The organism is Rhizobium aouanii (assembly GCF_037002925.1).
GTDB lineage: Bacteria > Pseudomonadota > Alphaproteobacteria > Rhizobiales > Rhizobiaceae > Rhizobium > Rhizobium aouanii.
In genome coordinates, this window is sequence record NZ_JBAMYD010000015.1 from 128,894 (window position 1) to 141,263 (window position 12,370).

Annotated in this window: 9 protein-coding genes; 2 read left to right on the top strand and 7 right to left on the bottom strand. The window is 62.9% G+C overall.

All coding sequences use genetic code 11. The features are described 5' to 3' along the window. Window positions 1-86 precede the first annotated feature (86 nt). From V8P77_RS24915 to V8P77_RS24940, 6 genes are all read right to left on the bottom strand, one after another. Window positions 87-899, bottom strand: a complete 813-nt coding sequence (locus tag V8P77_RS24915; protein ID WP_335914647.1) for a MipA/OmpV family protein — start codon at window positions 897-899, stop codon at window positions 87-89. Window positions 900-1,330: 431 nt separating this feature from the next. After that, on the bottom strand, window positions 1,331-2,194 hold the full coding sequence (locus V8P77_RS24920; RefSeq protein WP_335914641.1) for an IS4 family transposase: 864 nt from the start codon (window positions 2,192-2,194) through the stop codon (window positions 1,331-1,333). A gap of 36 nt (window positions 2,195-2,230) precedes the next feature. Next, window positions 2,231-2,536, bottom strand: a complete 306-nt coding sequence (locus V8P77_RS24925; RefSeq protein ID WP_335914642.1) for a hypothetical protein — start codon at window positions 2,534-2,536, stop codon at window positions 2,231-2,233. A 120-nt stretch (window positions 2,537-2,656) separates the two neighbouring features. After that, window positions 2,657-3,238: a histidine phosphatase family protein gene (locus tag V8P77_RS24930; protein WP_335914648.1), complete on the bottom strand. Its 582-nt coding sequence runs from the start codon at window positions 3,236-3,238 to the stop codon at window positions 2,657-2,659. A 66-nt stretch (window positions 3,239-3,304) separates the two neighbouring features. Next, a complete protein-coding gene (locus V8P77_RS24935) occupies window positions 3,305-4,564 on the bottom strand; it encodes a cyclopropane fatty acid synthase (protein ID WP_335914649.1) in 1,260 nt (419 codons plus the stop codon). A 133-nt stretch (window positions 4,565-4,697) separates the two neighbouring features. Next, on the bottom strand, window positions 4,698-7,007 hold the full coding sequence (locus V8P77_RS24940) for a Tex family protein (RefSeq protein ID WP_335914650.1): 2,310 nt from the start codon (window positions 7,005-7,007) through the stop codon (window positions 4,698-4,700). A 447-nt stretch (window positions 7,008-7,454) separates the two neighbouring features. Between V8P77_RS24940 and glyS the strand changes: the two genes are divergently transcribed. Together glyS and V8P77_RS24950 are read left to right on the top strand one after the other, a co-directional pair. Beyond that, a complete protein-coding gene (glyS, locus tag V8P77_RS24945) occupies window positions 7,455-9,569 on the top strand; it encodes a glycine--tRNA ligase subunit beta (RefSeq protein WP_335914651.1) in 2,115 nt (704 codons plus the stop codon). 335 nt (window positions 9,570-9,904) lie between these two features. Beyond that, window positions 9,905-10,393: a 2-thiouracil desulfurase family protein gene (locus V8P77_RS24950; RefSeq protein ID WP_335914652.1), complete on the top strand. Its 489-nt coding sequence runs from the start codon at window positions 9,905-9,907 to the stop codon at window positions 10,391-10,393. Between the two features lie 79 nt (window positions 10,394-10,472). Here the strand turns inward: V8P77_RS24950 and V8P77_RS24955 are convergent, their stop codons facing one another. After that, on the bottom strand, window positions 10,473-12,296 hold the full coding sequence (locus V8P77_RS24955) for a methyl-accepting chemotaxis protein (protein WP_335914653.1): 1,824 nt from the start codon (window positions 12,294-12,296) through the stop codon (window positions 10,473-10,475). Window positions 12,297-12,370 lie beyond the last annotated feature (74 nt).

A 12,370-nucleotide genomic window follows, 5' to 3' on the forward strand; every position in this document is an offset into this window, starting at 1 on the left:
TCGGAATCGACTGAAGGCAAATTATACGCAATTCAGAGCGTTAAAACGTCCTTTACGCGTCTTGAAAAGACGCGCGGCGCTGTCGATCACTGCAGTGAGAAATTGAATTTGTAGGTCGCCGAGACGCCGATCAACAGCTGGTTCTTCGAGCCGCGCTCGCGCACGAGGCTGCTGTCGGCGGCAGGGCCTGCCAGCCGCTTATATTCGAGGAAGGAGCTTGCCGACAGGTTTTCCGTCGCCTTCCAGGTCAGCGCCGCGCCTGCGCCATAGGACTGGATGCCCGACGACGGCTTGTAGGGGTCAAGGCCGCTTGCCGCCGCCTGCTTGGCGTTGACGCCGTAATAGGCATCGTAATAGCCGCTGGTGGCGAAGGTCGCACGCGGTCCGCCTGACAGCTGCAGGTCGGGGGCGATATCGGTGAAGGCATCGACCGCGAGATCGGCGACAACGCCGTCATGCGAGCGGATGCCCTGGCGGACTTCGGCGCGGGCACGAAGGAAATCTGTCGGGTAGACCTCGACGAAACCGCCGGCTTCCGCCCCCCATTTGACCTTCTTCAAGCCCTTCAGCTCGCTGCCGTCGCCGTCATCGCGCGACGGCACGAACCTGCCGACGATGCCGGCGCGGAAAGCGCCCTTGTCGATGAGGGCGAAGGACGGATTGTCGTTGCGCGAGGAAAAACGCGGGCCGGCACCCTGGCGGCCGACCGAGATCAGCGGACTGAACTTGAATTCATTGTGCGACGAGCCCTCGAATTTCGGGGCGGAGAAGCCGGCGACGCCGAGGCTCAGATACCAGTCGCCGGACCAGAAGTGCTGGCCGCTTTCCTGGGCGGCCACCGAACCAGCAGAAAAAAGGGCAATAGCCAAAGAGATCGATACGACTGATCGATGAGACACGTCCACACTCCAGAAAACGCAAAAACAAAGCCGCGGAGGGCGGCGCTCGCTACATCTATCCCGATGTCGTTACCCCAATGTTAACCACGGCGAAACAAGGGCGCTAATGAAAGGCGTGCCGCCTTTAGCGGTCGTACACGGCATCCCGCCTCCAGATTGGCGAGACCGCCCCTCATCCGCCTGCCGGCACCAACCGGGGTCGAGCCACGGGTCTCGACCCGTCCTTCGGACCCCCGCTAGCGGGGCGAAGGGGATGTGCCGTGAGCTCTCCGGTTCCCCACAGGCCTCTCGCGTGGCACGTCCCCTCGCCCCGTTTACGGGGAGAGGGTTAGGGTCATATGCGCTAGGTTAGGCGGGTGTGTAGATCGTCGCATTGTTTTCGGCGTCGTCGCGGCGGCTCGCAGAGGTGGCGACGACTTCGTGTGAAGAGGTTACAGACGGCCTGCCACAGAAGTGGTCCGCGGATGGCGGCGCAAATGGTGGTCAGGGCTATCTTCATGAGACGCCAGCGCGAGGGACTTGCCCGTGGGGTTGCCGCGTCCAGAGGGGGAAGAGTCCGGGACTTGCCCGGCAATCTGTTCGGCGATGATGGCGACGATCAGCCTGGCGTAGAGCCATGCCCGGGCCAGTTCAGGCTTCTTGGCTGGCAAGCTGTCGAGACCGGCCAAGCTCTTGAACCGTTTGAACGCCAGCTCGATTTGCCAGCGGAAGCGATAGAGGGCGAGGATATCGGCCGGTGCAAAGGTGGCGGTCGGCAGCGAAGTCAGCAGGAGAATGTACTTCGCCGCCTCGAGACTGCGCGGATCGGGTTTTTTGCCGCGCTTGCGGGCGGCTTTGAGTAGACGCTCCTGCTCGGCTTGGGCCTGTTGCGGATCCTTGCGCCGGACAATGAGGCGCAGGACCAGCGGCGGTGGTGGCGGCGTCCCCGTTATGCCTTCGTGGACACGAACCTGCACCTCGCCTTCCTGCTCTTGCTGAGCGGCGAGCGCGGCAAACAGATCAAAGGGCTCGCCATTCGTCTGCAACAGGCGCAACGAGTTCCAGCCGGTCCGCACGATGAAGTCTGCACCGGCATCGATCACCGGCCGTAGATCGCGCGGCCTTGCATAGTAGCGATCGGCCAGCACGATATCGCCGGGTGCGTAGGTAAGGCGCTGAAGGTTTTCGGCACCATGGATGTCGGTCAGCTCAAGCTGATCGACCTGAGCTGTTGCCAGATCGTAGCCGACATGCAACCGCCATGTCGTGCGGTCAGCGCCCGGATGGCAGATCGACGTTCCATCGAGCACACGCAAGCGATACCCCGCAAAGCGCCCCGCCGGCGCTTTGGCCTATTCGGCAATCAGCGCCGCCACGATGTCGCCAAGCCAAGGCGCCGCTTTGCACAGCCGCTCGAGCAGCGATGGGTCTGACAAACGGGCGATCCCGCCCGCTTCGGCCCATGCACAGGTCTCGCGTAGCGACATGCCAAGGCCGCCATAGGCAAGCGCCAGCCGCAACAGCGTCTCGGCATTCTTGATTTCCCGCACCCGTGTAAAAGCACCGCGCAACCGCGCCGTTGCTTCCAAGTCAAAACCCGCCGGAAGCCGCTCGCGCACTTCCGGCCAATGATCCAAAATCTCAGGACGAATCTTCATCCAAAGCTTGAATCACAACCAGATTCCTTATGTCCAGGGCTAAACCTAGCGCATATGAGGGTTAGGGTGAGGGGCCTGCCATTGGTGCGAAGAAAGTCGCAACCAGCTGCCACCGTTTCCCTATCTCTGGTTCCAGCGGCGGATGACCGGTTCGGTCAGATCGTGCTCGTAGCCGAGCACGCTGATGCTGGCCGTATCGAGTACGAAACGGGAGCCGTCTTCCGGCGGCAGGCCGAGCCAGCGGGCGGCGAGGACGCGCAGGAAATGCGAGCTCGAAAAGACCAGGATGGTGCCGGCCGTTTGACGAAGTCCGCCAATCACGGCGTCGGCGCGATCGCCGACATCGGCAGCGAATTCGCCCTTCGGGCAGCCGTCGCGAAAGAGCTGCCAGCCGGGGCGGTCGGCAAGGATCGCCTTGGTGGTGATGCCTTCATAAGCGCCGTAGTCCCATTCGGCGAGATTGTCCTTGATCACCGCGCCCGATCCGAACCCGGCGAGCGTGCAGGTCTTGCGGGCTCGCTCGGACGGGCTCGACCAGACGGCGGAGAAGCTAAGGCCCGCCAGCCGGTCGGCGAGTTTGCGGGCGGCGGCCTCGCCGTTCGCCGTCAAGGGAATATCGCTGCGTCCGGTATGGCGCCCGGACAGGCTCCATTCGGTTTCACCGTGGCGGACCAAGTAGATCTCGGGAAACGCACTGCTCATCGGCACAACCTTTCATGAGAATCGGTTCCTCGGCAAAATCGCCAGCGGAAGCGGCATTTCCGCGGATCAGAACGTCACTTTTTCGAGCGGAGCGCGCCTCGCCTCGAATTCCTTCAACTTCGCTTCGTTGCGCGCGATGTAATTGCGATTGTCCGGAACGGCGAACTGGTTCTTGGCAATCTGGATCTGCAGGATGAAGAGCTCGTCCCAGCGGAAACCCATTTCGGAACCAGCCAGATAGAATTCCCACATGCGGAAGAACTGCTCGTCGTAAAGCGCCACCGCTTCGGCCTTGCGCGCCACGAAACGCTCGCGCCAATGGCGCAGCGTATAGGCATAATGCATCGGCAGGATCTCGATATCCTTGACCAGCAGCCCGGCTTTTTCGAGCGGCGGCACGACCTCGCCGACGGAAGGGATGTAGCCGCCCGGGAAGATATATTTCTCGATGAAGGCATTGGTGCCGAAGCTCGGCTTCGGGCGGCCGATCGAATGCAGCACCATGACGCCGTTCTCGTCGAGCAGATCCGATACCTTGCGGAAGAAATTGCCGTAATGGCCGATGCCGACATGTTCGAACATGCCGACCGAGACGATGCGGTCGAACTTCCTGCCCGTCATGGTGCGGTAGTCCTGCAGTTCGAAACGCACCCGGTCGGCAAGGCCGCGCTTTTCGGCGCGCGTACGCGAGACCTTGAGCTGCTCTTCGCTCAGTGTGATGCCGGTGAACTCGGCACCTTCGGTCGCCTCCGTCAGGTACATGCCCATGCCGCCCCAGCCGGAGCCGATCTCCAGGATGCGCTGGTTCGGCTCGAGCAGAAGCTTTGCGGCGATATGGCGCTTCTTGGCGAGCTGCGCCTCGTCGAGACCAATGCCCGGCGGCTCGAAATAGGCGCAGGAATATTGCCAGTCATCGTCGAGGAAAAGATCGAAGAGCTTGGCCGACAGGTCGTAATGATGGGCGACATTGTGCTTGTTGCGATTGACCGGCACGCGGCTCTTCAGCTGCTGCCAGGCAATACGGCCAAGCAGCAATGCCGCCATCTTGAAATCGAAGATTTCATTGGTGGTGTTCTGTTTCACCAGCGACAGAAAATCGTAGATGTTGCCCTGTTCGAGAATGAACCGGCCTTGCATGTACATTTCGCCGAGCTTCATGGTCGGGTCACGCCGGATAGCGTCCTCGGCCTCCTGATCGGCAAGGCGGGCGACAACGGTTTCACCCGTGCCGTCGCCGATAATGTGGGTTTCGCCATTGGCAAGAGTAAGTTTCAACGAACCCTTGCGGACGATTTGCTGGACGATCGATAAGAATGCCGACGCCATGGACGCCTCGCAAATGTGACAGGATGGTCACATCAACTTAATAGCTCTCTTTCGCCTTACAAGCGCCGGATTTAGCACTCCGTTCAGAACGCTGCCAAACTGTTGCATTTTTGCCGAAATGCCCACTAAACCCTTATTTTCGCTTCATCGCTTCGGCCAGCGCCGCACCGAATGCGCCCTGGCTTTCCGGTTTCTGAGCTGCAGGCCGGCGCTCGTTCTGCGGCCGTGCCCCTTGGTTTGGACGAGAATCACCACGCGGCGGCGGCGCTGAGGAGCCGTCATCGCGTTTCATCGAGAGAGCGATGCGCTTACGCTTGGCATCGACTTCGACAACCCGCACCTTGACGACATCGCCCGCCTTGACGACCTCGTGGGGATCCTTGACGAAGCGATCGGCAAGCTGGGAGACGTGCACCAGACCATCCTGATGCACGCCGATATCGACGAAGGCGCCGAAGGCGGCGACGTTGGTCACCGTGCCTTCCAGCACCATGCCGGGCTTCAGGTCGGAGATTTCGTTGACGCCCTCGGCGAAGGTCGCGGTCTTGAAGCTCGGACGCGGGTCGCGGCCGGGCTTTTCCAGCTCTGCAATGATATCTTTGACCGTCGGCAAACCGAATTTCTCGTCGATAAACTGGCGCGGATCCACCGATTTCAGTACGGCGCTATCGCCCATTAGCGCACGCAGATCGCGGCCGCAGGCGGCGACGATCTTCTTGGCGACGCCATAGGCCTCCGGGTGCACCGAGGAGGAATCGAGCGGCTCCTTGCCGTTGGGGATGCGCAGGAAGCCGGCGCATTGCTCGAAGGTGCGCCCGCCGAGGCGGGCGACCTTCAGCAGATCCTTTCGCGTCTCGAAACGACCCTCGCTGTCGCGGTGGCGGACGATGGCATCGGCGATCGACGGGCCGAGGCCGGAGACGCGCGAGAGCAGCGGCGCTGACGCGGTGTTGAGATCGACACCGACGGCATTCACCGCATCTTCCACCACGGCATCGAGCGAACGCGACAGCTTCTGCTGGTCGACGTCATGCTGATACTGGCCGACGCCGATCGACTTCGGCTCGATCTTGACGAGTTCGGCCAGCGGATCCTGCAGGCGGCGGGCAATGGAGACGGCGCCGCGCAGCGACACGTCGAGATCGGGAAATTCTGCCGCTGCGGTCGCCGAGGCGGAATAGACCGAGGCGCCGGCTTCCGACACGATGACCTTGGTCGGCTTCGGCGCCGGCAACTCCGCCAGCATGTCGGCCACCAGCTTTTCGGTTTCGCGGCTGCCGGTTCCGTTGCCGATCGAGATCAGCTCGACATTGTGCTTGCGGATCAGCGATGCGAGTTCGACCTGGGCGCCGCGCACATCGTTCCTCGGCTGGAAGGGATAGACGGTCGAGGTCGCCACCACCTTGCCGGTGCCGTCGACGACGGCGACCTTGACGCCGGTGCGGATGCCGGGATCGAGACCCATCGTCGCGCGCGAGCCGGCAGGTGCTGCCAAAAGCAGGTCCTTGAGATTGCGGGCGAAGACATGGATCGCCTCCTCTTCGGCCCTCTCGCGCAGCTCCCGCATCAGGTCGAGCGAAAGCGACATGGAAAGCTTGACGCGCCAGGTCCAGCTTGCGACCTCCATCAGCCAGCGGTCGCCGGGACGGCTGGTGCCGATCTCGTAGGCGGCCACGATCATGCGTTCAACCGGCTTGTTCGGAGAGGCGGTTTCGGCGTCGGCCTCGATCGTCAGCGTCAGCACCTCCTCGTTCCAGCCGCGCAGCATGGCGAGCGCGCGGTGGCCAGGCGCAGTCGCCCAGCGTTCGGAATGGTCGAAATAATCGGAAAACTTCTCGCCGGTCGCCTGCTTGCCGTCGACGACTTTTGCCTTCAGCAGCGCGGCCTGACGCATATGGGCGCGCAACTTGCCGAGCAGGTCGGCGTTTTCGGCAATGCCTTCGGCGATGATGTCGCGCGCGCCTTCGAGCGCCGTCTTCACATCGGGCACATCCGCTGTGACGAAGCCTTCGGCCACCACCGCCGGCTCCCGGGCGCGGTCGGCGAGGATCGCTTCGGCGAGCGGGCCGAGGCCGCGTTCGCGAGCGATTTCGGCTCGCGTGCGGCGCTTCGGCTTGTAGGGCAGATAGAGATCTTCGAGCTCTGCCTTGGTGTCGGCGCCAGCCACCTTGGCCATCAGCTCGTCGGTCATCTTGCCCTGGCCGGTGATTGATTCGACGATCGAGTCGCGGCGGGCTTCGAGTTCGCGCAGATAGACCAGCCGCTCGGCGAGATTGCGCAGCTGCGTATCGTCAAGCCCGCCCGTCACTTCCTTGCGGTAGCGGGCGATGAAGGGCACGGTTGCGCCCTCGTCGAGCAGCTCGATGGCGGCTTTGGCCTGTTCGGGCCGGGCGCTGATTTCGGCGGAGATGCGGGCTGCGAGAAAACGGAGGTCTGCGGCCATGAGATTTCCTGTTTCGTCAGAGGTGGCGGGACCATAGCGGCGAAAAGCGGCAAGGCAATGCCCGACTGTGGTTTTCACAGGTTAATGGATTGGGGATCATCGGCGTGTTGCCGTGTGGCCCCCTCATCCGCCCTGCCGGGCACCTTCTCCCCGATGGGTAGAAGGGGACTTGCGGCAGCGATCCATTCTTGCCGCTGCCGTTTGTGATGGAGGAAAGCAGTGCGGCATATCCCTTCTCCCCTCGGGGGTCCGAAGGACGGGCGAGACCTGCGGCTCGCCCCGGTTGATGCCGGCAGGCAGATGAGGGGGCCACGCGGCCACACGCCTGCCGGTCGCCCCACCCCATCGCTCTCGTCCGTTTTTGCGGTTGTGCAGATGCGGCATTCTTTGATAGCAGAAGCAACGTTTTTGGATCGCCCTGCCCGCGGGCGCAAGGAAAAGATTGACATGCCAAACCTTCTTCTCGAACTCCGCTCCGAAGAGATTCCGGCCCGCATGCAGCGCAAGGCTGCCGGCGACCTGAAGAAGCTCGTCACCGATGCGCTTGTCGAAGCGGGTCTTTCCTACGAGGGGGCACGCGAATACTGGACGCCGCGGCGGCTTGCGCTCGACATCCATGGCCTGACGGCCCGCTCCGCCGATGTGCGCGAGGAGCGCAAGGGACCGCGCACCGACGCCAACGAGAAGGCGATCGAGGGTTTTCTGCGCGGCGCCGGCCTTTCCTCGGTCTCCGAGGCGCAGGTGGTGAGCGATCCGAAGAAGGGCGATTTCTACGTCGCGGTCATCTCCAAGCCCGGCCGCGCGACGGAAGAGATCGTCACCGATATCATGCCCGGCATCATCCGCGACTTTCCCTGGCCGAAATCGATGCGCTGGGGCAAGGCCTCGTCCAAGCCCGGCGCGCTGCGCTGGGTGCGGCCGCTGCAGTCGATCGTCTGCACCTTCGGCCCGGAGCATGAAGAGACCACCGTCATCCCCTTCGAGATCGACGGCATCACCGCCTCCAACATCACCTACGGCCACCGTTTCCACGCGCCCGAGGCGATCACGGTGCGGCGCTTCGACGATTATGCGGCGAACCTGGAAAAGGCGAAGGTCATCCTCGATGCCGAGCGGCGCAAGGACATCATCCTGCACGACGCCCGCGACATCGCCTTTGCCAACGGGCTGGAGCTGGTGGAAGACGAAGGCCTGCTTGAGGAAGTCTCCGGCCTCGTCGAATGGCCGCAGGTGCTGATAGGCAGTTTCGAGGAGGATTACCTCTCGATCCCCTCCGAAATCATCCGGCTGACGATCAAGACAAACCAGAAGTGTTTCGTGACGCGCGCGAGCGGCAGCGAGACGCTGTCGAACAGGTTCATCCTGGTTTCCAACATCCAGGCGAGTGACGGCGGCAAGGAAATCGTCCACGGCAACGGCAAGGTGGTGCGGGCTCGGCTTTCGGATGCGCTGCACTTCTGGAAGCGCGACCAGGGCAATCTGCCGGATCTCGAGACGCTGACGGCGTCGGCGGCAAAGTTCGGCCTCGACATCAAGAAGCCGCTCGACCAGCGCATGGCCAAGCTCGATGCACTTGACGTGACCTTCCACGCCAAGCTCGGTACACAGGGTGCGCGGGTCGCCCGCATCCGCGGACTGGCCAAGGAATTGGCCGACATCACCGGCGCCGATGCGGCTCTGGTCGATCGCGCCGCCGTGCTCGCCAAGGCCGATCTGCGCACCGAAGCCGTCGGCGAATTCCCGGAATTGCAGGGCTTGATGGGCCGCAAATATGCAGTGCTGCAGGGTGAGGATGCCTCCGTTGCCGCAGCGATCGAGGACCACTACAAGCCGCAGGGTCCGTCCGACCGCGTGCCGGAGGACAGAGTGGCGATCACCATCGCCCTTGCCGACAAGCTCGATACGCTGATCGGCTTCTGGGCGATCGACGAAAAGCCGACCGGGTCGAAGGATCCGTTCGCGCTGCGGCGGGCGGCACTCGGTGTCGTCAGGATCCTGCTGGAGCGAAGGATCCGCCTGCCGCTGCTGGCAGCGACCAGGGATGGAGACCTGCTCTCCTTCTTCCACGACCGTCTCAAGGTCTATCTGCGCGACCAGGGCGCCCGCCATGATCTGATCGACGCCGTGTTGACGCCCGATGCCGACGACCTGTTGATGGTGGCGCGCCGCGTCGAAGCGCTGACGGCCTTCATCAGCTCGGAAGACGGCAAGAACCTGCTTGCCGGCACCAAACGCGCGACGCAGCTGCTGGCCGCCGAGGAAAAGAAGGGCACCGTGATCGCCGATGGCGTTTCGCCAGCGCTTCTGAAGCTCGATGCCGAGAAGGAGCTCTTCACCGCAATCTCCAGCGCCTCGAAGGATGCCTCGGACGCAGTTGCCGGGGAAGATTTCCGCTCGGCGATGGAAGCGCTTTCCAAACTGCGCGGCCCGGTCGACCGCTTCTTCGAAGAGGTACTCGTCAACGACGAGGACGCCGCCATCCGCGCCAACCGTCTTGCCCTGCTGCGGCTGATCCGCGAGGCGACGGGAACAGTTGCGGATTTCTCGAAGATTTCGGGGTGATGTTCGTCCGCCATCGGCGGTTGTCGCCTGTCAGCACAAACGGAGTGTTTGCCGCGTGGATCCTCGGGTCGAGCTCACCTTTGTCCGCGCGGCGATGTGGCGCCGTCTCGAAAAACATCGGCCCCTCACCCTAACCCTCTCCCCGCTCGCGGGGCGAGGGGACGTGCCACGCGAGAGGCTGGCGGGGAACCGAGAGGGTGCGGCATATCCCCTTCGCCCCGTTTACGGGGAGAAGGTGCCGGCAGGCGGATGAGGGGCGGATGCGGTTCACTACCGCCTTAGATAAGCTCACTCAACACTGGCATTGCCCCGGTTACCGCGCTATCCAAGCACACATGCACAGCAAGATTCTCGTCAGCGCCTGTCTCATGGGCCACGCCGTCCGCTATGACGGGCGGGCAAAGCCGCTGCTTCATCCGGTGATCGAGACATGGCGGGCCGAGGGTCGGCTGGTGACGATCTGTCCGGAGATGTCGGCGGGCATGACGGTGCCGCGGCCGCCGGCGGAGATTGCGGAGGCGGCAACCGGCGAGGATGTGCTGGCCGGCAAGGCGCGGGTTGTCGAGCTGACGGGCGCCGATGTGACGGAAGAGTTCCTCCAGGCTGCCAAGAATGCCGTGACGCTCGCAAGGCAGGCCGGCTGCCATTATGCGCTGCTCATCGACGGCAGCCCGTCCTGCGGATCCGGTTTCATCTATGACGGCACGTTTACCGGCCGCAAGCAGGCCGGCAACGGCGTGACGGCGGCGGCGCTGAAGGCGGCCGGTGTCGAAGTGTTTTCCGATCGCGAGATCGAACAGTTGATCGAGCGTATCGCGCAATGAGCTTCAAACGGCACGGCCGCCGGAGAACCGACGGCCGCTAAGAATTTCGTGATGAAAAGGCTTGTCGCCTCCGCGCCGTTTAAGCAGCGCGGCGACCCTGATGCGTGGCCGGGGCAGCGCTTTCGCCACTGACGCGGAAGCCGCGGATGAGATCGATCAGCTCGTCGGTATCGGTGGCGAGCGTCTCGGCCGATGCCGTGGTCTCCTCGGCCATGGCGGCATTCTGCTGGGTGGCGGCATCGAGCTGGTTCATCGACGAGGAGATCGAGCGCAGCGTCGTATCCTGTTCGGAGGCGCTGTGGGCGATCTTGGCGACGATCTCATTGGCGGCCTTGATCTGGTCGGAGATGCGCTTCAGCGCCTCGCCTGCCTCGCCGACCAGACGGACACCATGGTCCACCTGACTGGAGGAGCGGGCGATCTGATCTTTGATCTCCTTGGCCGCAGCCGCCGAGCGCTGGGCAAGCTCGCGCACTTCCTGGGCGACGACCGCAAAACCCTTGCCGGATTCGCCGGCACGCGCTGCCTCAACGCCGGCATTCAGCGCCAAGAGGTTGGTCTGGAAAGCGATCTCGTCGATGACGCCGATGATCTTGGTGATCTCCGAGGACGACTTCTCGATGCCGCTCATCGCCTCGATCGCCTGGGTGACGATCGCATCGCTATGGGTGGCTTCGGTGCTGACCGAGTGAACACGCTTGCTCGCTTCATGGGCGCCATCGGCCGTCTGGCGGACGGCGACGGTCAGTTCATCGAGTGCCGCCGAAGTTTCTTCCAGGCTGGCGGCTTGGCGTTCGGTGCGTTGCGACAGTTCGTTCGAAGCGCGGCGGATCTCTTCCTTGCTGGTGCCGATATCGGTGCCTTTGGCGCTGACCTTGGCCATGGCCACTTCGAGATGCGACAGCGCATCGTTGAAGTTGTCGCGAAGGGCGGCGTATTTCTGGCCGAGATCGGCGCAGCGGACGGTGAGATCACCGCGGGCAATCATCTCCAGCGCCTGGCCGATCGTCGTCACCACGCGCGCCTGCAGCGTTGCCTCGTCCTGCTGCTGGCGCAAGTTGTTTTCGCGCTCGCTTTCCAGCGCCAGCTGCTGGGCCGCCTCGCGATCCGACATCTGATGGCGCTCCCTGATCTTTTCCTGCAGCGAGAGCGTCGCCTTGGCCATCATGCCGACTTCGTTGTTCATGCCGGTGTGCGGGATGGCGATCGAAACGTCCTCCTCCGAGACCGCCTTCAGGGCGGCGTGCACGTTGTTGAGAGGTCCCGATATGCCGCGAATGACGATGTAGGCGGCCGTCATGGCAAGGAAGAACAGAACGATGCTGCCGGACAGTGCAGTCAGGATCGTACTGTTTATCTGAGCATCGAGATCGTCCATATAGACGCCGGTAACGACGACGACCTTCCAAGGTTCGAAGGCCTGTGCATAGGCCGTCTTGCGGAAATCGCCCGCCGGCTGGCCCGGTTTGCTGGTGGAGTAAAATTCGACGAGACCGCCGCCCTGCTGCCCGAGCTTGACCAGCTCTTCGCGATAGAGCTTGCCTTTGCTGTCCGGCTGACCCTTCAGGTTCTGCCCGACTTTCGCGGTATCATAATGGAACATCATCTGGACGTCGTAGCTATAACCGAAGAAATAGCCGTCCGGATCGTATTTCATCCCGTTGACGGTAGTGTAGGCCTGCTTCTGGGCATCCTCGAGCTTCATTTCGCCCGCGGTTACCTTGGCCTGGTAAAGCTTGAGAACCGAGACCGCCGACTGAACCTCGGCGCGGAGCATGTCGTAACGCTCCTTGTAGATCGCATCGACCGAGGAGCGGATCTGCAGGGAGGTGGCGATCGCAAAGGCGATCATCAGGCCGACGACCAGCAATATGAGCTGCTTCGATATCTTCAAATTTTTCATGACGCCTCGCAACGGGAATGGATGGCTGCATTCCGGTGCGGTTTTCTACCGCCTGTGCGAGCGCACCAAAAAGA